The organism is Bacteroidota bacterium (assembly GCA_016718825.1).
Classification (GTDB): Bacteria; Bacteroidota; Bacteroidia; order J057; family JADKCL01; genus JADKCL01.
In genome coordinates, this window is the sequence record JADKCL010000001.1 from 116,760 (window position 1) to 137,776 (window position 21,017).

Below are 21,017 nucleotides of genomic sequence, written 5' to 3' on the forward strand. Positions count from 1 at the left end.
CCTCCGTTGCAATATTACGAAACCTAAATAAATGTTGTTACATGTATTTTTTTGCGAATGGGATTCGGCACTGCAAACGGCAGAAAATAGGGCGAATACGGAAAAAACATTCGAAGGAAAATCAGGAAATCAAAACAATGTCTGAATCCCGCTTTCGCTGCTCACGAAGGCAGCATACTTCCGCATGGTTTCGTAGAAGTCGTCAAATTTTGGTGTTTGGCGCAGCTTTTTCATCCATTCGTCCGGAATTGCCTCTGCACCCATGAACACGCCGGCCACCTGACCCGCAATCGAGCAATTTGTATCGGTATCCCCGCCGGCGGCGACGATTTCCTTCATCATGTTTTGAATGCCAATGGTCGGCGCCTGCTGCGCGGCAAATAGTGCAAGCGGAACGGAATCCACGACGTAACCACTGCTGCCAAATCGTTTGCCAATGTCCCGGATGCGCAAGCCCGGGCTTTGGGTGATGGCTTCGAGACGGTCACGCACACGTGAGTCGGGCAAAGCCTTGATCACAGCGGGAATAAAATTCTGCTGGGTATTTTGAACCAAGCGGATCGCCCAAACGACGGCCAAGGCGCCGACATAAGCGTCAGCATTGTGGTGGGTGATGCGGCAGACGTTTTCGATGAGTTCGCGGTCGCTTTCCTTTTTGGGATCCAAGGCAAAAGCCAACGGACCGATGCGCATCGCTGCGCCATTGCCGGCCGCCATTTCGCCTTTGGCCCCTACTGTCCACCAACTGCCACCGCCGACGAGTTCGACGAGGGCTTTGAGTGTGGAGGCCCCGAGACCTGTAAGCCTGCGGTCGCGGTACCAGCGCCGGAAAGTTTGTGCAAGATGTTCCGGATCGACGAAGCCCTTTTCCATGATGGACTCGCAAGTCGCCATCGTGAGCTGGGTATCGTCGGTAAAGAACCAATTGGAGTCCCCTGCGGGGATATCTGACTGTTCGTATTTGCTCCCGTAGGCATCCCCGAGGGCGCCCATGAGCAAGCAAGCTTTGACCTTTTCGTCCATTTTTCGCGCGTTCAGGCACCAACGTTGACCAACGATGCCTGTGAATGCCTCAAAAATAGCCTGTAACACGACTGATTCAACTGCCATTTTTCCGCAAATACACGGCTGCCGACCTAATCATTGGGCAATGACGCCTAGCGTCTTCACTGTGCAGGAATTGGGTTCGGGGAAAGGCGGATGCGAAACGGTCCTTGATCGGGTTCCAATGTGGCGACAAATATTTGCGCCACCGCCCGAGAATCACGTTTGGATGCGATTAAAATGTCGGTTGCGAAATTGAATGTCGGCGCTCATTTGAGCTGTCCCCAAAAACAAAACTCCAGCAAAGCTTGCGCCTTGCTGGAGTTGATTTTAGATCGAACGATCGACTTACATGAGCTTCCTGGCGACCTCGGTCGTCTTGAATTGCTCGATAACGTCGCGTTCTTGGATGTCATTGTAACCATCGATCTGCATACCGCAGTCAAAGCCACGCTTGACCTCACGCACGTCGTCTTTGAAACGCTTGAGCGAGGCGAGTCTGCCTTGATGCACCACGATGCCGTCGCGGATGAGGCGCACAGGATCTTTGCGGTTGATTTCGCCGTCCACAACCATACAGCCGGCAATGGTACCCACTTTGGTGACCTTGAAGATTTCCCTGATCTCGGCCGTACCGGTGATCTCTTCCTTCTTCTCTGGGCTGAGCAGGCCTTCCAATGCGTCGCGCACTTGGTTGATGGCGTCGTAGATGATCGAATAGAGACGGATGTCGATGCCTTCAGTTTCGGCCATCTTCCGTGCATTTGGACTAGGCCGCACTTGGAAACCGATGATGATCGCGTCGGATGCCGTTGCCAACAAAACGTCGGCCTCTGTGATCTGACCCACAGCCTTGTGGATCACCTTCACGGCGACTTCGCCTTGTGACAGCTTCAACAAAGAGTCGGAGAGTGCCTCCACCGAACCGTCCACGTCGCCTTTGACGATGATGTTGAGTTCGCGGAAGTCGCCCAACGCCTTGCGACGTGCAATTTCCTCCAAAGTCGGACGCTTGTTTTGGCGCAATTGCTGCTCACGGTAGAGCTCGCTGCGCCTGACAGCGATGTCCTTGGCTTTGCGTTCGTCTTCATAGACCACGAAGCGGTCACCTGCTTGAGGTGTTCCGGCCAAACCGACCAACTGCACAGGTGTCGAAGGTCCGACTTTTTTGACGCGGTTGCCGCGCTCATCGAGCATGGCACGCACACGTCCAAAGTGTACACCTGCGACCATGGAGTCGGCGATGTTCAGGGTTCCGTCCTGCACCAATACGGTTGCGACCACACCACGACCTTTGTCAAGGCGGGCTTCGATCACCGTACCACGGGCAGGCTTGTCGGGGTTGGCTTTGAGGTCGAGCATTTCTGCTTCCAACAAGACCTTCTCCAACAACTCGGGGATGCCCAAGCCAGATTTTGCGCTGATTTCCTGGCACTGAAACTTGCCGCCCCAGTCCTCGACCAAGATATTCATCTCGGAGAGTTGGAGGCGGATCTTTTCAGAATTTGCGCCTGCCTTGTCGATCTTGTTGATGGCAAAAACCATCGGGACACCCGCAGCCTCTGCGTGGTTGATGGCCTCACGTGTTTGCGGCATGACTTGATCGTCTGCTGCAATCACGATGATTGCCAAGTCAGTCACTTTGGCACCACGGGCACGCATGGCGGTAAACGCTTCGTGACCAGGGGTATCCAAGAAGCAGATGCGGCGACCGTCGTCCATGACGACTTCGTAGGCACCGATGTGCTGGGTGATACCACCGGCTTCACCGGCCACGATATTGGCCTTACGGATGTAGTCGAGCAACGAGGTTTTACCGTGGTCGACGTGACCCATCACCGTGATGATCGGGGCGCGTGATTGCAGCAAAGCTTCGTCATCATACTCACTTTCGGCTTCTTCAAATGCCTTGTCGGCGATATCGATGAAGCGTACGGTGAAGTCATATTCCTCGGCAAGCAACTGAATGATATCGGCCTCCAAGCGTTGGTTGATCGAGACAAAAAGTCCCAACTCCATACACTTGGCGATGATCTCAGTCACCGGCACATCCATCATGTTGGCCAATTCATTGGCCGTGATGAACTCGGTTACCTCGAGTACGAGCGCTTCTTCGGCTCTGTGTTGTGCCTCGTTTTCACGACGGCGTGCGTCGGAATCACGTTTGCCTTTACGAAGGCGCTGACGGGAGCGGCTTGCGCCTTGACGCATGTTTTCAAGCGTACGCTTGATGACATCGTTGAGCTCCTTGGCGGATGCGTCTTCTTTCTTTTTCTTGTCTGCGACTGCGCCACCACCCGTTTGTGGACGTTTGACACCACCTGCACCTGTTGCAGGCTTGGCGCCAGGTTGGCCTGCTCCGCCTTGACCTTGCGTGCCCGGTGTTCCAGGTGCGCCGGTTGGCTTTTTACGCCTTTTGCGGCGACGCTTTTTCTTGTCTTGCTCGCTTTCCTCGGTCGAGCCCGCTGCGCCTCCACCACCTGCGGTGGTTGCTGCTGCAAGCTTGGGCTTGGGTTTGCGACCGGAAAGGGCATCCAAGTCAATTTTGCCTTTGATGTTCAGGCCTGCGAGCTTGGGCGAGTGATCGGCAGCGGTAATGTGCTCGATTTCTGCCGATTCGGGCTCTGAAGTGGTTTCGGCAACGACGGGTTCGGATTTTTCCACAACCACGGGTGCTTCTACCTTCGGGGTCTCGACGACAGGCACAGTCTCCACCTTCGGTTCTTCCACCTTGGGTGTCTCTACGACTGGGACTACCTCGACCTTTGGTTCTTCGACTTTGGGAGTCTCGACCACGGGCTTGGTTTCCTGAACTTCCTTGACCTCCACTTTAGGCTCTTCCACCTTTGGGGTCTCAACCACTACCGGTTTGACCTCTACCTTTGGCTCTTCGACCTTTGCCTGAACGATCGGTTCGACAACAGGCTTCTGTTGTGGTTCCTCTTGCGGCTTGGGCTTTCTACCTGAAAGGGCGTCCAAATCGATTTTGCCTTTCACCTTCAGGCCTGGATAGCGTGAATCGCCCTCGTCCTTGGTTACTTCGGCGCCTTTTTCTGCGACTGTCTCGGTTTTGATCCCTGCAGCATCCTTTCGGCCTTCCAAGTAACCTTTCCGTAACTGCTCTGCAGAAACAAACTCTTCGTCGTCTTGCTCGTGCGACTCTTCCTGCTGCAGGCGTTTTTCCTGCTTTGCCTCCTTGATCTGCTCCACTTTTTGCTTCAGGATTTTCTCCGAAGCAAACTCCTTCATCAAGGCATTGTACATCTCATCGCTGAGCTTTTCGTTGGGAGTATTGGAAATAGAATAGCCTTTGGCCATCAAATGATCCACCAACGTTTGGCTCCCTGTATTTAGCTCCTTGGCTACTTTGAAAAGACGATGTTTCTGTTTCTCTTCTGACATAAATGGATTTGGTCTCCCACCCTATTAATCTTCAAACTCGGCTTCCAAGATACCCATCACTTCGAGGATGGTCTCACGGTCGAGGTCGGTCCTACGCTCCAAATCATCAACGCTGAGTTCAAGCACGGCTTTGGCGGTATCGCAACCGATCGCCTTCAGCTCGTTGATAACCCACTCGTCGATTTCGTCGCTGAATTCATCCAGGTCCACATCTTCCTCATCATGTTCCATTTCGCGGAAGACGTCGATTTCGTAGCCAGTGAGGCGGCTTGCGAGCTTGATATTTTGCCCGCTTTTGCCAATGGCCAAAGACACTTGGTCTGGCTTCAGGAATACCTGAGCCTTCTTGTTGCCTTCATCAAGCTTGATGGAGCTGATTTTCGCTGGGCTCAGTGCCCGCTGAATGTACAGCTGCTCGTTGCTTGTGTAATTGATCACGTCAATGTTCTCATTGCGCAACTCACGCACGATGCCATGGATGCGCGAGCCTTTCATGCCCACGCAAGCGCCCACAGGGTCGATGCGATCGTCGTAGCTTTCCACGGCCACCTTTGCGCGCTCGCCTGGCTCGCGCACAATCCCCTTGATGGTAATGAGGCCGTCGTATATCTCGGGTACTTCTTGTTCAAACAGTTTCTCCAAAAACAGGCCTGAAGCCCTGGAGATGATGCAATGCGGATTGCCGTTGCGCAACTCCACATCAATGATCACGGAGCGGATCGTGTCGCCCTTGCGGAAACGGTCTTTCGGAATCTGCTCATTCTTAGGCAAGATCAACTCGTTGCCTTCGTGAATGACCATGATCTCGTTGCGCCAGATCTGGTAAACCTCGCCCACGATGATCTCGCCGACAAGTTCTTTGTATTTTTCAAAAATGACCTGCTTCTCGAGGTCACGAACCTTCTGTGTAAGTGTCTGCTTTGCGGTCTGTACCATTTTGCGTCCGAAGTCCTCAAACCGGATTTCGTCGGCCATTGGCTCGCCGATTTCCGAATCTTCGTCCAAGGTAAGTGCCTCGGAGAGCGAAATCTGCGTGGCTTCGTCTTCAACCTCCCCGTCTTCCACGATCAAACGCTCGCGAAAAGCTTGGATATCACCTTTGTCGACGTTGATGATGACGTCAAAATTATCGTCAGAACCGAACTTTTTGCGGATCATGGTGCGAAACACCTCCTCCAGCACGCTCATCAGCGTGGCACGGTCGATGTTCTTAAACCGGGCAAATTCTGCAAAGGATTCAACCAGGCTCTCTTTATTCTCGCTTATCTTCCGTTTCGCCATGTTTCAATCGAATGAAATTTCAATTTTTGCTTCTTGTATGGCGTCAAACGCCAATTTGATATCTGTATTTTCTGAGTTTTCAGATTTTTTGGATCTCTTCTTAGGATCGAATGCCATCGTGATTCCTTCCTCATCCACGGCAGCCAATGTGCCTGTGAGCGTGCGGCCTTCAGTGGTTTTCACCTTCAACTTGCGCCCGACGTTTTTGGCGTATTGCCGACGCACCTTGATGGGACGACCAACACCTGGACTGCTGACTTCAAGATTGAAAGGAAAATCGAATGGATCATGCTCTTCCAACCAAGCGTTCAATTTGCGGCTCACGCGGGCAACTTGGTCGATGGTGACGCCTTCGTCGGTATCGATCCAAAATGAAAGAACACTGCTCGGCCCCTTTGCCAAGTTTACCTCGACAATGAAGACCTCAGGGAAATTTTGGGTAACCAATTCCCGCATTTCCGTTTCTACCGCTTCAAAATCCTGCATCATCAACAAATAAAAAAGGGAGAACCCGTCCTCCCCATCCTCGCACATGATTAAAAATCAGTGCAAAGATACGATATAGATTAAAAAACGCAAAATGTGAATTCGCTATTTACTGCTGAAATTTCGAAAATCGAAAGATCGTGGTCGATCCGGGCTTTTGCGGCAATGCGAATTTGGGTTAATTTGCCGAATTCGATGGCGATGGAAACAGAAGACATAGCGAAAACAGCACAACTGCTACACAAAAACTGGGATTTGACCACTCCGTCAGACCTTGATTGGGAATCCTTGCGTGAAGCGCTGAGGGTGCAACTTTTGTGGATGCTTGAATCAGATTTTGAGCGACTCGTACAAACAATGTATCGCTTGGATGTTTACGAGAGCAAATTTCAGGCGGCTTTGCGTCTACCGACTGTCGGGGAACGGGCTGTAGCCTTGGCCACCATCGTCTTGGAACGCGAACGCCAAAGGTTGGCCACTTGGAAGAAATACAGCGGCGAATAAGCCCTGATCAAAATGGAAATAAATCAGGCAGCGCGGCGTCCTTGGGAAATGAAGGGCCATATCAAGGAAACCATGCTTCTTGCAGGGCCTGTGATCGTGGGACAGGTGGGGCATATGTTGATCGCCTCTGCCGATACGATCATGATCGGCGACCTTGGTTCGTTGCATTTGGCGGCAGCATCCATCGCAAATGGCTTGTTTTTTCTCATCGCGGTCATTGGAATAGGCATCTGTGTTGTGATTTCGCCACTGACCGCGCAGTTGATCGGTGCTGAAAAAGGGGAAGAGGCGCTCAGCCGGAGGCTACATGCCGGAATCGTGGTAGGCTTCTGGATTACGTTGCTGTCCATGTTGGCCATTTGGGGTTTGGCAGAGGCAATTCCTTGGATGGGGCAACAACCCGAGTCCGTACCTCTTGCGCAGTCCTATCTGAAAATATTGTCCTTGTCGCTGCTGCCCATCATGCTGTTTCTGGCAGTAAAACATTTTTTGGATGGTTTTGAAGCCGTCGTACCTGGAATGGCGATCACTGCTTTTATGGTCGTGTTTCACGTTTTTTTCAACTGGGTGCTGATCCATGGGAAATTGGGTTTTCCAGCCATGGGATTGGATGGTGCGGGTTGGAGTACGGTCGTGTCCAGGATTCTCGGATTTGGGATCCTTGTTGCGTACATGAAATACTCCAAGCGCTTTTCCAAGTATTTTCAAATCAGGGAATTGTTTCGTCACCGAATGGATGAGATTCGGCAAATTTTGAAAATCGGCATTCCCAGCGGGATGCAGTATTTTTTTGAGGTGGGGGCTTTTGCAGGGGCCGTTTTGTTGGCGGGTCGCATCAGCAAGGAAGCGCAGAGCGCACATCAAATCGCCATTCAGGTCGCGTCATTTACTTATATGTTTTACATGGGCATCGCTTCGGCGGTATCCATCAGGGTTGGAAATGCCTTTGGACGGCGAGATTTTCTCGCAGTCAGACAAGCTTCCATGGCTGGCATACTTTGTGGGCTGGGCTGTGTTGCCGTTTTTGTGTCCTTGATGCTGGGTCTTCGGGGTGTTTTGCCCGCACTTTATATTGACGAAGTGATCGTTTGGGGCATCGCCTCCAAGTTGCTCATGATTGCGGCGGTATTTCAGCTGTTTGACGGGATGCAGGCCATTGTGATGGGTGCACTGCGTGGCATGATGGATGTCAAACTGCCAACGGGAATTACGTTTGTGGCCTATTGGGTGATCGGTTTGCCTGTTGCCTTCTATTTTGTGGAGGAGATGGAGCTTGGTGTCGAAGGTGTCTGGTATGGGCTGACCATTGGCCTCGGTTTCTCCGCACTCTTGTTGGGTTGGCGACTTTTGTCGAGAACACGGACGGCACGGCTTCAAAAACTGGTCGAATTGGCACATGATTTGCAAAGACAGGAAGAGGCTTTCAAGTAGCTTTCTCGAGGCATAGTTTGCAAAACAGTGAGCTTTGCCGATATTTAGGATTCAATTAGAAATACGAATTCGTATGTACCGTACACTTTTAATGATGGCATTTGTGGTTTTGAGCGGTTTCGCCATGGCCCAAACCCCGGTCGCAGGAACTCCGGCGGCTGCCAAAATCGAATGGCTCACTTGGGACCAAGCTGTTGCCAAAATGGAAAAGGAGCCCCGCAAGATCATGGTCGACGTTTATACCGATTGGTGCGGATGGTGCAAACGCATGGACGCAACCACCATGGAGGACCCCAAAATCGTCAAACTCATCGGCGAAAAATACTATGCAGTGAAAATGGACGGCGAAGGCAAAAAAGACATCACGTTCCGTGGTCGCACCTATAAATGGGTCGCCCAAGGGCGCAATGGCTACCACGAGTTGCCCGCCGAACTGCTCAGTGGCAAGATGAGCTACCCGACATTGGTCTTTTTGGACGAGGATTATGGCATTATCCAGCCGCTGCCGGGTTATCAGGATGTGCCGACTTTGGAGCCCATTCTCGCTTATTTCGGTGGCGGGCACTATAAAAACACCCCCTGGGAAGCGTTTCAGGCCAGTTTTAAAAGCGGCGGAACCAACTAATCAATTTTCCGAAGTGGAAAAACGGGCATTCGGATCGCAAAGTATCCGAGTGCCCGTTTGATTTGTTGCATGGCAGATTGATGGAGAATTCCAGAATGATGCTTAATATTCGGTCTCAATTCGAAGCAATGAAGAAACTCTACTTCCTGATCGCTTTTTCACTTTTTGCAGCTTTTGCAGTTGCGCAATCCCAAGAGCAATGCGCAACCATGTCGGTGTTTCACCGCCAAATGCAAGATCCGGTCCTGGCCGCTCGGTATAAGGCATCCCAACAGCAAGCCGCCCAATGGCGTGCGCAGAACGTTGTCGGCAAAACCAGCGGAGGTGCAGCCCTGACCATTCCCGTCGTGGTGCATGTGCTGTACAAAAACCCTAATCAGAATATTTCCGACGCACAAATCCATTCGCAGATCGCCATTCTCAATGCCGATTACCGCCGATTGAATGCCGATACATCCAATACCCCGGTGGAATTTGACTCGATCGCTGCCGACATCGAAGTCGAGTTTTGTCTTGCGTCCTTGGATCCTGATGGAAATCCCACCAATGGGATCACCCGTACCTCCACGCAAGGCGGCCAACTTCTAGGTTGGTTCAGCCCAATTTTTGAGGATGCCAAATACGATTCGACCGGGGGGCATGATGCTTGGCCTGCCGACCAATATCTGAATATCTGGGTATGCGAAATGTTTCCAGGGTTGCTGGGCTACGCCCAATTTCCAGCAGGCTTGCCTGCAACCGATGGCGTGGTGATTTCCTACCAAGCCTTTGGTGACATGGGCACGATTGCGGCACCCTCGACGCTTGGCCGTACAACCATCCACGAAGTGGGCCATTGGATGGGTCTTTACCATATTTGGGGCGATGACCAGGATTGTGTGACCGGCAGCGACTCGATCTACGACACCCCCAACGCCGAGGCGGCGTCGTCAAGTGATTGTCAGGTCGGCCGTAACAGCTGCAGCAACGAGGATCCCTACTGGGGCGCATTCGATCCCAACGACATGGTGCAGAACTATATGGACTATTCCCACGACTCCTGCATGAACATGTTCACCCTCGGTCAGAAGGCAAGGATGCATTCCTTCCTCAATTCGGATCCGATCCGTTTGGCACTTTTCAATTCCCCTGCCGGCTGCAGCAACGCCGTTGGTACCGCTACGCCAACCGCCAATGATTTCATGGTTTATCCCAACCCGTCTGAGGGTCGGTTTGATGTGACTTTCCTCGGACGTTGGAGTCCAGCGATGGAGGTGGAAGTGCTTGACCTTTCTGGCAATGTCGTTTATCGCACACAAGCTGAGGCGAGCAACTTCAGCCTGGACCTTTCCGGTCTTGCCGCGGGTCTTTACGTCTTGCGCATTGCTTCCGAGGGCGGAGTGGCTGTGAAAAAGTTGATGCTGCAATAAGCGAACCATCGCGCCTACAGCACTGATGGGTTTCTCGCGGCAAGGAAAAGCTGCTAGGCTCACCTAGTCCCGCCGTGCCCGCCCGCCACAATGCGCATGATTTTGAGGCTCAGGTACACAAACCTGAGAAATTGCAAAATGGGGTTGCGCATCACAAAACGCTGGAATCGAGAGATTTTGGGTATCATATTCATGGGGATTATTCTGGAATGAGCCACCAAAAGGGTTTCATCTTGGCCTTGTATATGAAGGCGTAATGGAGGAAAAGCTTGAGCCAATGCCCTGCCAAGCCAATTTCACCGAAGGTTTTCTGCAGTTGCCGTCCTTGGGTTTCGGGGTATTTTTTGTAGTCGGGCACAATGGGAAAAGTGGTGATGCTGATGCCGCTGCCGTGGGATAGGCCATACCCTGCCGAGGCGATACATGCGGCACCCATGTTGCCAAGCGAACCTTTGTGCGTCGGTTTTTCCTGCCCACCTTGGATCATGTCGATGATATTGTCGGCAACGATCTTGGCTGTGATACCCGAAGGCATCCCCGTCCGCGGCGGTGCTGGGTAGATTTCCGTGCCATTCGGACTCTTGCGTGGGCGTGAGATGCTATGTGGTGGCGCAAAAGCAATTCCCGGGGCGAAAATGTTGGGGTAACTCGGATTTTGATAGGTCTCCGGCCAATCTTGCACCGTCCATTCCTCGTAAGGCTTGGCGCTGTAGTCGGCATCCACGATCATGAAGCCTTTGAACAATTTGCCTGTGATGTCTGCGCCCGTCTTGTCAAAGGCTTTGAATCCATGACCCGAGAAGGAAGGAATGAGCATGGCGAAGTCATACGCCTCCGTTTTGTATTCGCCATCCAAGGTTTCGTAATGTGCGATTCCTTCCTCGACCTTGTTGACGCCTGCTCCCAAAATCCAATGGATGCCGCGGTCCGCAAAGACCATCTCGACCATTTCATGCGAAGGCATTGCCTTGGAGCCGTATTTCAGCAGCATGCCATCCATCCCGAAGTCTCCCAACGCAAATTCATTGGAGATCCAAGTGATCTCCGCCATGTCGCGCACCCCGTGGCGGCGCAATTCGTGCTCGACGTTGAGGATGTATTCGAAGGCCGCTCCCTGACAAGTGGCGCGGGCATGGCCCGTTCCGATGAGGATTTTAACCTTTTTGCCGGCCTTCATTTCGACAATCAAATTGGAAAGGCCTTCCCAAGCATGTTCCGCATGGGTATAGGTGCAAACCGAATAGGCATGATGCGTACCAGGATTCAATCCCTCTGTCGCCTCGAAATTGAGCTTGGGGCCTGTGGCATTGATGAGGTAGTCATAGGTCACGTTTTCAAGCTTGCCCTGATTGTCTTTGGAGACGCCTTCGACCCTGACATAAGGCTTCATTGTAGCCGTATCGCCTTCAGGATGAAACGAAACCACCTTGGATTGCAGAAATCCGATGCCTTTGCGTTTGTAGAGCGGCGCCAAGGGAAAAAGAATCTGTTTAGACTGCATTCGCCCCACCCCGACCCAGATATTGGATGGAATCCATTGATAATTGCTGTTGGGCGAAACGACGACAACTTCGTGGTCACGCGACAACTTTCTGCGCAAATGCGCCGCGGCTACGTGCCCGGCAATCCCTGCTCCTAAAACGACGACCTTTGCCATAATTCTTGTTTGTTCAAAGTTCGTTCCGACAACACGCCGCTTTGGTCACCTGCGTTACCTCAAGACATGAAGATTGTCATGGAAATCAGGCAATTGTAGGGTTGCTTGGAATGCGAAGGTCCCTGAATGCAATTTGCTCCCAAACCGGGTCACCTGCATGGGGCCGCCTGCTGGCAAACGGGAATTCTGAGATGCTTTGCCTGTAAGTCTCTGGATAAGTCGGCATCGGGGATTTCTAACAGCCCGTTATCTTTGTCCCATGAAAGTCGTGTTGGCAGAAAAGCCCTCGGTGGCAAAGGATTTGGCAGCTGTGTTGGGCGCTGTCGGCAAAGGGCCGGGCTATTTCGAAGGAAATGGCTACCAAGTGACCTGGGCCATCGGCCACTTGGTCGAACTCGCCGATGCCAAGGACTACGGCTACCAAGGCTGGCAATTGAGCCATTTGCCGATTATTCCGCAGACCTTCCTCACCAAGGTGACGAGCGATCAGGGCCGGGCAAAGCAATTTTCCATCATTGCGGGGCTCTTTGAAAAGGCAGACGCTATTATCTGTGCAACGGACGCCGGGCGGGAAGGTGAACTCATCTTCCGCTACATCTACGACAAGGTAGGCGGCGGCAAGCCAACGCAGCGACTCTGGGTTTCCTCGCAAACCGACAAGGCACTGCGCGATGGTTTTGCCAAGCTCAAGGACGGCCACGAATACGACAATCTCTACGAGGCAGCGCGCTGCCGCTCGGAGGCGGATTGGCTGGTTGGCATCAACGCCACGCGGGCCTACACCCTGAAATTTGGCTATCAGCCGCCATTTGTCGACGCCAAAAGCACCGACACCAAGAAAAATCAGCCGCTTTCCCTCGGGCGGGTTCAGACCCCCGTCCTCAAGTTGCTGGTCGACCGCTATCAAGAAGCGGTCAGTTTCAAGCCTGAAACCTATTGGGAGCTGATCCTCACCTTGGAAAAAAGCGGGCAGCAATTCCAGGCGAAATGGTTCCGCGACAAATACGAACGTTTCCTGGAGGAAAAGGAAGGCTTGGAAATCTTGGGGCGCCTGGAGGACAAGGCGCTTGTGCGCGACGTGGTCATGAAGCCCAAGACCGAAGGGCCGCCCTTGCTGTATGACTTGACCACGCTTCAAAAGGATGCCAACAAGCGCTACAATTTTTCGGCGCAGCATACCCTCGACCTTGCGCAGGACCTCTATGAAAAATACAAAACGCTCACCTACCCGCGTACCGATTCGCGGTACCTGACCGACGACATTTTTCCCTTGGTTCCCGAATTACTGGACAACGTCGGCCGCATGCCGGCTTATGCCCCGTTTGTCGCCAAGGCAAAAGCGATTGGCATCACCAAGGACAAAAACTATTTCAACGACGCCAAGGTGAGTGATCACCACGCCATCATTCCGACTGAGACCAATCCCGTCGAGGCCGGAATGACGCAGGAGCACATGATGATCTACGACATGGTCGTGCGGCGCTTCATCGGCGTTTTCCTTGGCAACTGTCAAAAGGAGCTCAGCGACATCGTTTTGGTCAATGCCGGCGAAACCTTTCGCGCCAAAGGCACGATGATCTCCGTCGTTGGATGGCGGGAAATCTATTTCGCATTGGAAGAAGCCCTCGCCAAGCGCAAAGCCCAAGGAAAAGGCAAACCCGATCCCGACGAAAAGGACAAAGAGGAGGAAAATGCCTTGCCATTGATGGCCGCGAATGACATTCTTCCCGTCATCAAAAAGGAATTGCCCAAGAAAAAGACCAAGGCACCGAGTATCCACTCCGAGTCGAGCATCTTGGCGATGATGGAAACGGCAGGCAAGGAAATGGAGGATGACGACCTGCGTGAGGCGATGAAGGACCGTGGCTTGGGTACGCCTGCGACGCGCGCGGGCATGATCGAGCGCCTCCTCGAGCGCGGGTACATCATCCGCGACAAGAAAAAGCTCATTCCGACGGAGCGGGGCATCGCCTTGATCGGGCTTGTTTCCGAGCAGCCCATTGCGAGTCCCGAGCTCACTGGCGAATGGGAAATGCGGCTCAACAAGATGGCGAAAGGTCAATATCCCTCAGACAAATTCATGCAAGAGGTCAGGGGCTATGCGCAGCAAGTCGTGGGGTTTGTGCACAAGGCGGAGCAACGCGCGGCTGGAAATGCCACGGGGAACGGTTCGCCGGGAGCAGCCTATGCCGCAATGCCCGACTATGACCTTGCCGATGTCACTTGCCCCAAATGCAAGGAAGGCAAGTTGCTGAAAGGCAAGCGGGCATTCGGATGTTCGCGTTACAAAGAGGGATGCGACTTCACACTTCGACCGACGATTGCAGGCAAATTGGTGGAGCGCGAACATTTGGTCGACTTGCTCACGAACGGGGAGACGACCGGGTGGGTACAGGGATTTTTGGCGAAGACCGGGAAACGATTTGATGCCCGGCTACGTTTGAAACAGGACTTCAGTGTCACTTTTCATTTTGACAAAGGCGAAGGCAAAACGCAGGCACCTGCCACCGAGATCGCGAAGGAGGCCTGATCGACTTGTTTTCGGGAGGGCGTAGCAGGGGGGGATTTCGTCAAGAATACCCAAAATATGGCCAAGTGTAAGGCTTGCGAAATCTATTTGGCGAAGATTGGAGTGCCTGATTGTCTGCATTCTAGGTAAGATTTGAGCAGCAATAACCACGAATTCCCCAATTGTTGTTGGTGGCGGTTTTGAATTTTTACATAATTTGCCCTTCGTCAACAGTTATTTTCAGCATTATCAAGATGAGTGGGTCCAAAAAAGTCTTTCTGGTGGAAGACGATGAAATATTTGCATTTCTTGTCGAGAACAAGCTCAGCAAGGTTCCCGGCGTGGAACTTTCGACATTCCAGATCGGGCAGGATTGCATCGACGAACTTGGCGGGAAACCTGACGTCGTGTTTTTGGATTATTCCCTGCCGGCCATGAATGGTTTGGATGTGTTGAAGCTCATCAAGGAGCAAAGTCCAGCAACCAGGGTCGTGATGCTTTCCGGTTTGGAGTGGCAGCAGGTCGTCGACGAATGTATGCAAGCCGGTGCCGAGGACTTTATTCAGAAGGACAGTGCCGTCGCCAACAAGGTGCATGGCAAGCTCTTGGCGATGTTTCCGGAGTTGGGGGTTGGTGCCTGACGAATGAATTCCTACATTTTCCTTGATCTTATTTTTATATTGCAATGCCTTTGGGCATAATTGGGTTTGTTTTAGGCTGTATTGGATCGGGTTTATAAGCGGGAATCGTGCAAAAAGCGAATTCTCGATGTTGGTTTTTGGGGTTGGTAAACTTCTTTATCGGTAGGCAGCAATGCAGAATCTGAAGGTTTTTCTTGTCGAAGACGACGAAATTTACAGCATGATCTTGGCCCAGAAGCTCAAGGTCTTTGGCAATTTCTTCGTTTCTACCTTCGTCACGGGCGAGTCGGCGCTGGAGCACCTAGCCAAACATCCCGACATCGATGTGGTTCTGCTCGACTATGATCTCCCCGGCATCAGCGGTTTGGAGACCCTCAAGGGCATTTCTGCCATGAAACATACTGCCAAAGTCCTTTTCCTCTCAGGCATCGACCAAGACAGCATCATCCAGGAATGTATGAAAGCCGGCGCCTTCGAATTCATCCACAAGGACAAGGATGTCGCCACCAAGGTGTATGTCGCCATCACCAACATCATGGAAGAAGAGACCAAAAAGAAGAAAAAAGGATTCTTGGGCGGTCTTTTTGGCAGACGATAAACATTTTTCGGTTTGATTTGCATTTCCATTCCCCGGCATTCTCAGGTTGGGATCAGTGGACGTATCTTTTATATGCATCGCTATGAACTTTGAGCTGAAAGAAGAGCATTTGATGATCCGGGACGCCGCCCGTGAATTTGCCAGAGCCGAATTGGCGCACGACGTGATCGAGCGCGACGAGCAGAGCAAGTTTCCCTATGCGCAAGTCAAAATGATGGGCGAGCTCGGCTTCCTCGGTATGATGGTCTCCCCTGAATATGGCGGCGGCGGCATGGACACCGTTTCCTATGTGCTCGCCATGGAGGAAATGGCCAAGGTTGATGCCTCGGCAGCCGTGATCATGAGCGTTTGCAATTCGCTGGTCAATTGGGGCCTTGAAGCTTTTGGCACCGAAGCCCAGAAGCAGAAATACCTCGTGCCCTTGGCCACCGGCCAAAAAATCGGAGCCTTCTGCCTCAGCGAACCCGAAGCTGGTTCGGATGCGACCCAACAAAAAACCACGGCCATTGACAAGGGCGACCACTACGTGCTCAATGGCACCAAAAACTGGATCACCAACGGCGGCACTGCGAGCACCTATTTGGTCATCGCCCAAACCGACAAGGAAAAAGGCCACAAGGGCATCAATGTCCTGATCGTTGAAAAGGGTCAGGCAGGCTTTGTGATCAATCCCAAGGAAAACAAGATGGGCATTCGCAGCTCCGATACGCATTCGTTGCAATTCAATGATGTGATCGTGCCCAAGGAAAACCGCATCGGCGACGACGGATTCGGCTTCAAGTTTGCGATGAAGACCTTGGCGGGTGGCCGTATCGGCATCGCTTCCCAAGCCCTTGGCATCGCAAGCGGCGCCTACGAATTGGCCAAGGAATATTCCAAGATCAGGAAGGCATTTGGCAAGGAGATCATGCACCACCAAGCGATCGCCTTCAAAATCGCCAACATGGCCACCGAAATCGAAGCCGCAAGAATGCTCTGCCTCAAGGCTGCTTGGGACAAAGACAACCATTTGGACTACGATACGAGCAGCGCCATGGCCAAGTACTACGCCTCCAAAGTGGCGATGAAGGTCACGAGCGAAGCCATTCAAGTCCACGGCGGCAACGGCTATGTGCGCGAATACCACGTGGAGCGCATGATGCGCGATGCGAAAATCACCGAGATCTACGAAGGCACAAGCGAGATTCAGCAGATTGTGATTTCGCGGAGCGTGCTGAAATAAGGAAGCGGCGGCGTTACTTTGAAGCGGCGGCCTTACTTTTGAAGCGACGGCGTCCCGCCGAACGCTGATCGACCGCTCGCCTCTGGCGAAATTTCGAGCGCGTTGTGAAACGAGCCAAGCATACAGAAGTTGCTTGGCTCGTTTTGCTTTTACAACGATGCTTCCCACCACCATACGCATTTGCAGATGGCGTTCGTTTTCACCAACTTGCAGTCAGTCAGAGAATAAACTCCAATGAAAAAAGCGCTTAACCTCCTTGTCTTTTGCTTGCTCCTTACCACGCTTCATGCGCAGAATAGTTACACAATCACATCCATTCCCTATAATCCCGACCCCTTCAATGGCAATACGCCGACTGGGATCGCGCAAGATGATGTCTGGGGACCAACAGTGACCTTGCCATTCAGCTTCTGCTTTTACGACTCAAGCTACACTCAGGTGAGTATCGGATCCAATGGGTTGCTCACGTTCACCCCGCAAGCCCCAGGAATGTACTGCAATTGGCCGATCAACGCCGCATTTCCTGATCCGACGATGACCCCTCGTACCATTGCAACCCCTTGGCAAGACCTGAATCCATCATCTTATGGCGACATCAACTATGCGATTCGTGGGGTCGCTCCTTACCGCAGGTTTGTGGTCTCCTTTGATTCCGTCGCCATGTTCAGTTGTACCTTGAGCTATTTCAGCCAACAGGTGATCTTGTACGAGACCACCAACATCATTGAATTTCACATCTTGAACAAGCCTGTTTGTGCAACTTGGAATGGTGGCGCTGCCATTCAAGGAGTCCAAGTCAATGGTACCACTGCCTTTGTGGTGCCTGGGCGCAACTTTCCTACGCAATGGGCTGCCACCAATGATGCCTATCGTTTTACTCCCGTTGGGACCTGTGCAGGTCCGATGCCCGCCGATTCGATCAGGGGAAAAGTATTCGCTGACCTCAACAGCAATTGTGTACAGGATGTCAATGAGTCCCCCATCATGAACCGCGGCATCCTCGCAAACGGCGGCCAATTTTATGCGTGGACCGACATCAATGGCGAATATGAAATGTCCCTCGCGCCCGGCACCTACGCTGTCAATGAGTACATGACCGGTTATTTCCTGCCCAATGCTTGCTTGCCTGCCGGCACACACAATGTCACCTTGGCGAATACGACCATCAATGGCGTTGACTTTGCTGACTCCGCCATCACTGCCTGCACGGACTTGAGTGTAGGGCTCGGAAGCAGTTTTATGCGTCGTTGTGACAGTGCCCGCATCAACGTGAGCTATTGCAACAATGGTTCGCTTGCCGATGCCAATACCGTGGTGGAGGTGGTGCTTCACGATTCGTTGACGCCGTTTGCCTCCACGATTCCCTACACGATCACCGGCGTGAATACGTATTCCTTTGCAGTCGGCTTGGTCAATCCCGGCCAATGCGGCACCATTGTCATCGACTGTATTCTGGGCTGCGATTCGGCGGGAACGATTTATGCGCTTACCGGGACCATCTCTGGATCCCAACCTGTTGATTGCAACCTCTTCAACAACACCGATATCGCCTACGAAACGGTCGGCGCGCCCTTTGACCCCAACTCCAAGCGGGTTGGTGCCCAGAGTTTTTCGACCCGGGGCTTTGTGGATTCCGACATCATCGACGATAACGATACTTTGACCTATCGCATCGACTTCCAAAACGTGGGTACCGCCTATGCCGAGGATGTTGTGATTCGCGACACGCTCGATGTTGCCCATTTGGACATCAACTCGTTCCAGGCCTTGGGCGCTTCGGCTAACTACAATTACATCATCATCGGCAACGAAGTATTGTTCCGCTTTGAAAACATCAACCTCCCTGACAGCAATACCAATGAGCCCAACAGCCACGGTTTTGTGAAGTACCGCATTCATCAGAATACAGGCAATCAGCCATGCACCGTCATTCGCAACAATGCCAGCATCTATTTTGATCAAGAGCCGGCCATCGTTACCAATTCGACGACGAATACGATTCCTGCCCTGAGCATCGACTTGGGTCAGGATACCTTGCTTTGCTCCGGACAAAGCCTTTCCTTGGGTTTGACCGGCAACTGGACGAATTACCTATGGAGCACGGGGGATTCGACGGCGGGCATCACGGTCGCAAGTGCGGGAACCTACAGCCTTACCGTGACCGATGCCAATGGCTGTTCTTCGACGGATCTGATCGTCGTGCAGCAGTCCGTGATGCCAAGCGTGTTCCTCGGAAACGATACCACCACAACGTTACCGATCGTCGTGGATGCAGGCTCGGGATTTAGCAGCTACCTCTGGAGCACAGGAGCGACCACACAGAATATCACGGTTGGCCAAACAGGCACTTATTGGGTGCAGGTGACCAATCAAGACGGATGCGTGGGTACGGATACGATTCACATCACTGTTCAGCCTGTGGGCGTGAGCCTTCCGCAAGGATATGCCCTGAGCGTAAGTCCAGTGCCGGCAAACGACCGTGTGCAAGTGCGCATGGACCTGCCAACGGCGCAGTGCCTGAACGTCAGTCTGACCGACCTTGCGGGCCGCATCCTCTGGACATCCGCAACGGACTGCAGCAATCAAGTCGACATGGAAGTCAATCTTGGCAGATTCGCCAATGGGACGTATTTGCTTGAGATCCAAGGAGAAGGAATTCGGGTTAGTCGTCGGGTGGTGGTGATGCGTTGATGGGGGAGTAAAGAGAAGTGTGTCCATATGAAGCGTCGGCCTCCGGCCGTACGCTGATCGACCGCTCGCCTCTGGCGAAATTTTGAGCATGCATTGGTCCCAACTCTGGAGAAAATCATATGAATCCAACAATGGCTTCGCGCATTCAATTTCCGTGTTTCGGATTGTGCTGAGATCATCCAACATTGCCTTTATTTCCCTTTGCAAAGAGGATCTTCTGGCTAGCGAAATCGACAGCAACAGGTTTGGAAATGCAAAATTTTTGACCTAGGACGTGGGCCGTCGGTATCCTTATTTTTAGATGTGATTCTCCAAAACGACGTTCACATTCAATGAAAGCTATCCTCCGAAGCATAACAACTTTGGCGCTCTGCCTTATCCTATTTGCGACCACCTCGGCGCAGACAGACATGCGCCGCAAGTTTCAAGGAATTTCGATCGAAGCAGGCATCGTCTCCGCACCGAGCCTTGAAGTCTGGGCTGGATATGGTTTGGGTTATCGGCTTGGTGGGCATCGTTTCGGGGCAATGTGTTTCCCTCATGCAATGAGATCAGATTATCACAACTGGTTTCGTGCCTATGAATATGAAGGATCCGCCAAGGTAGCATTTACGGCATCGCACCGCTTCGATCTATGGAAAAGGAATCGTTGGACTATGCTCACCAGCACTATTTTCCAAGTTCAGCGCATTAATATCTATGATGGACGATTTTCTCATCCCGATGATTATATTCTCTTGAGGTCATATCCGCGCTTCCAATTAAGCACTGGACTTGGGATGCGAATGGAGGTGTTTAAAGGACTCTATTTGCTTCAAACGGTTCGGTATGGTGTGGCAAGGGGGAACTTCTTTCTTGTTTCAATGAAGTAACACTGGACCTCGGGGATTTGTGCAGATCTATCCATCGGATTTGAGCTATGAAAAGATCACTTCTGATTCTTGTAGGAATGTTGGGTCTGCATGCCATGTTGTATGCCCAAACCATTTCTAGGCTTCCCGAAAGACCAAATTGGTCATTGCCGCAGGCTTGTGGACTTCAAATTCGATGCGAAACTGGGGAAATCTCAGAATTGGCGTCGAAACCAAGCGGCAATCCTATTGGATCGGTGTTCACCGTTTGCTTCGGTTTAAGCCGAGTAACTCATCGCTTTTTGCCGGACGACTGATCAATCCATGGCCCGTTGGTGTAGAGCTTTGGTTTCGGCACTATTTGTTTCAGGAAAAGTCGCGCTGGCGTCCCTACTGTTTGTTTACCATTGCGGTTTCTGGCGACAGCTTCGATGAAAATCCAGTCTTTTATCCCAATCCGCAAAGGTTTGGGAATTGGGTGGATTTTGAGCCTTCGGTAGGCTATGGGATGCGCTGGGACGTTTGCGACATCTTTTCCATCACCGCCGAAGCCGGCGCTGGATTGGATATTTATGTCTTTTTCCCAACCACCGGAAGGATTCCTCCAGCATCATGGCCTGGGAGCTTTATGGCTTCTTTCTTGCTTGAGAAGCGGTTTTAGCGCAG

16 protein-coding genes are annotated in these 21,017 nt (G+C 52.2%); 11 read left to right on the plus strand and 5 right to left on the minus strand.

What is annotated here, in order from left to right:
- Positions 1 to 129: 129 nt before the first annotated feature.
- From IPN95_00490 to IPN95_00505, 4 genes are all read right to left on the minus strand, one after another.
- The gene (locus IPN95_00490; protein MBK9447898.1) at positions 130 to 1,110 is read right to left on the minus strand and encodes an ADP-ribosylglycohydrolase family protein; all 981 of its coding nucleotides are present in this window, start codon (positions 1,108 to 1,110) and stop codon (positions 130 to 132) included.
- A gap of 282 nt (positions 1,111 to 1,392) precedes the next feature.
- A complete protein-coding gene (gene infB, locus IPN95_00495) occupies positions 1,393 to 4,446 on the minus strand; it encodes a translation initiation factor IF-2 (GenBank protein MBK9447899.1) in 3,054 nt (1,017 codons plus the stop codon).
- Between the two features lie 24 nt (positions 4,447 to 4,470).
- A complete protein-coding gene (gene nusA, locus IPN95_00500) occupies positions 4,471 to 5,727 on the minus strand; it encodes a transcription termination/antitermination protein NusA (protein ID MBK9447900.1) in 1,257 nt (418 codons plus the stop codon).
- Positions 5,728 to 5,730: 3 nt separating this feature from the next.
- Positions 5,731 to 6,213, minus strand: a complete 483-nt coding sequence (locus IPN95_00505) for a ribosome maturation factor RimP (GenBank protein ID MBK9447901.1) — start codon at positions 6,211 to 6,213, stop codon at positions 5,731 to 5,733.
- Between the two features lie 201 nt (positions 6,214 to 6,414).
- On the opposite strand from IPN95_00505, the gene IPN95_00510 reads away from it, so the two are divergent.
- The 4 genes from IPN95_00510 to IPN95_00525 all read left to right on the plus strand — a co-directional run bounded on the left by IPN95_00510 (position 6,415) and on the right by IPN95_00525 (position 10,182).
- Positions 6,415 to 6,717 carry a hypothetical protein gene (locus IPN95_00510; GenBank protein ID MBK9447902.1) on the plus strand — a complete coding sequence of 101 codons (303 nt, stop codon included), beginning with the start codon at positions 6,415 to 6,417 and terminating at the stop codon, positions 6,715 to 6,717.
- A gap of 12 nt (positions 6,718 to 6,729) precedes the next feature.
- Complete coding sequence (locus tag IPN95_00515) at positions 6,730 to 8,148, plus strand: MATE family efflux transporter (GenBank protein ID MBK9447903.1); 1,419 nt, start codon at positions 6,730 to 6,732, stop codon at positions 8,146 to 8,148.
- A gap of 73 nt (positions 8,149 to 8,221) precedes the next feature.
- Positions 8,222 to 8,773: a thioredoxin family protein gene (locus IPN95_00520; protein ID MBK9447904.1), complete on the plus strand. Its 552-nt coding sequence runs from the start codon at positions 8,222 to 8,224 to the stop codon at positions 8,771 to 8,773.
- A gap of 128 nt (positions 8,774 to 8,901) precedes the next feature.
- Positions 8,902 to 10,182, plus strand: a complete 1,281-nt coding sequence (locus IPN95_00525) for a T9SS type A sorting domain-containing protein (GenBank protein MBK9447905.1) — start codon at positions 8,902 to 8,904, stop codon at positions 10,180 to 10,182.
- A 199-nt stretch (positions 10,183 to 10,381) separates the two neighbouring features.
- Here the strand turns inward: IPN95_00525 and IPN95_00530 are convergent, their stop codons facing one another.
- Entirely contained in the window at positions 10,382 to 11,839 is a 1,458-nt protein-coding gene (locus IPN95_00530; protein ID MBK9447906.1) for an FAD-dependent oxidoreductase, read from the minus strand.
- A 259-nt stretch (positions 11,840 to 12,098) separates the two neighbouring features.
- On the opposite strand from IPN95_00530, the gene IPN95_00535 reads away from it, so the two are divergent.
- The 7 genes from IPN95_00535 to IPN95_00565 all read left to right on the plus strand — a co-directional run bounded on the left by IPN95_00535 (position 12,099) and on the right by IPN95_00565 (position 21,012).
- Complete coding sequence (locus tag IPN95_00535; GenBank protein ID MBK9447907.1) at positions 12,099 to 14,369, plus strand: DNA topoisomerase 3; 2,271 nt, start codon at positions 12,099 to 12,101, stop codon at positions 14,367 to 14,369.
- Between the two features lie 233 nt (positions 14,370 to 14,602).
- Positions 14,603 to 14,989 (plus strand): response regulator transcription factor, encoded by a 387-nt coding sequence (locus IPN95_00540; GenBank protein MBK9447908.1) that lies wholly within the window; start codon positions 14,603 to 14,605, stop codon positions 14,987 to 14,989.
- A gap of 172 nt (positions 14,990 to 15,161) precedes the next feature.
- The gene (locus IPN95_00545) at positions 15,162 to 15,587 is read left to right on the plus strand and encodes a response regulator (GenBank protein MBK9447909.1); all 426 of its coding nucleotides are present in this window, start codon (positions 15,162 to 15,164) and stop codon (positions 15,585 to 15,587) included.
- 82 nt (positions 15,588 to 15,669) lie between these two features.
- Positions 15,670 to 16,809, plus strand: coding sequence for an acyl-CoA dehydrogenase family protein (locus IPN95_00550; GenBank protein ID MBK9447910.1), 1,140 nt, complete (start codon positions 15,670 to 15,672; stop codon positions 16,807 to 16,809).
- 234 nt (positions 16,810 to 17,043) lie between these two features.
- A complete protein-coding gene (locus IPN95_00555) occupies positions 17,044 to 19,500 on the plus strand; it encodes a hypothetical protein (protein MBK9447911.1) in 2,457 nt (818 codons plus the stop codon).
- Positions 19,501 to 19,832: 332 nt separating this feature from the next.
- Positions 19,833 to 20,372, plus strand: a complete 540-nt coding sequence (locus IPN95_00560; GenBank protein MBK9447912.1) for a hypothetical protein — start codon at positions 19,833 to 19,835, stop codon at positions 20,370 to 20,372.
- Between the two features lie 175 nt (positions 20,373 to 20,547).
- Positions 20,548 to 21,012: a hypothetical protein gene (locus IPN95_00565; protein MBK9447913.1), complete on the plus strand. Its 465-nt coding sequence runs from the start codon at positions 20,548 to 20,550 to the stop codon at positions 21,010 to 21,012.
- Positions 21,013 to 21,017 lie beyond the last annotated feature (5 nt).

Coding starts and splice junctions, on each gene's coding strand:
- IPN95_00545 (MBK9447909.1), top strand. CDS start 15,162: ATGCAGAATCTGAAGGTTTTTCTTGTCGAAGACGACGAAATTTACAGC.
- IPN95_00540 (MBK9447908.1), top strand. CDS start 14,603: ATGAGTGGGTCCAAAAAAGTCTTTCTGGTGGAAGACGATGAAATATTT.
- IPN95_00515 (MBK9447903.1), top strand. CDS start 6,730: ATGGAAATAAATCAGGCAGCGCGGCGTCCTTGGGAAATGAAGGGCCAT.
- IPN95_00530 (MBK9447906.1), bottom strand. CDS start 11,839: ATGGCAAAGGTCGTCGTTTTAGGAGCAGGGATTGCCGGGCACGTAGCC.
- IPN95_00505 (MBK9447901.1), bottom strand. CDS start 6,213: ATGCAGGATTTTGAAGCGGTAGAAACGGAAATGCGGGAATTGGTTACC.
- IPN95_00520 (MBK9447904.1), top strand. CDS start 8,222: ATGTACCGTACACTTTTAATGATGGCATTTGTGGTTTTGAGCGGTTTC.
- IPN95_00565 (MBK9447913.1), top strand. CDS start 20,548: ATGCGAAACTGGGGAAATCTCAGAATTGGCGTCGAAACCAAGCGGCAA.
- IPN95_00550 (MBK9447910.1), top strand. CDS start 15,670: ATGAACTTTGAGCTGAAAGAAGAGCATTTGATGATCCGGGACGCCGCC.
- IPN95_00525 (MBK9447905.1), top strand. CDS start 8,902: ATGAAGAAACTCTACTTCCTGATCGCTTTTTCACTTTTTGCAGCTTTT.
- IPN95_00510 (MBK9447902.1), top strand. CDS start 6,415: ATGGAAACAGAAGACATAGCGAAAACAGCACAACTGCTACACAAAAAC.
- IPN95_00535 (MBK9447907.1), top strand. CDS start 12,099: ATGAAAGTCGTGTTGGCAGAAAAGCCCTCGGTGGCAAAGGATTTGGCA.
- IPN95_00490 (MBK9447898.1), bottom strand. CDS start 1,110: ATGGCAGTTGAATCAGTCGTGTTACAGGCTATTTTTGAGGCATTCACA.
- IPN95_00555 (MBK9447911.1), top strand. CDS start 17,044: ATGAAAAAAGCGCTTAACCTCCTTGTCTTTTGCTTGCTCCTTACCACG.
- nusA (MBK9447900.1), bottom strand. CDS start 5,727: ATGGCGAAACGGAAGATAAGCGAGAATAAAGAGAGCCTGGTTGAATCC.
- infB (MBK9447899.1), bottom strand. CDS start 4,446: ATGTCAGAAGAGAAACAGAAACATCGTCTTTTCAAAGTAGCCAAGGAG.
- IPN95_00560 (MBK9447912.1), top strand. CDS start 19,833: ATGAAAGCTATCCTCCGAAGCATAACAACTTTGGCGCTCTGCCTTATC.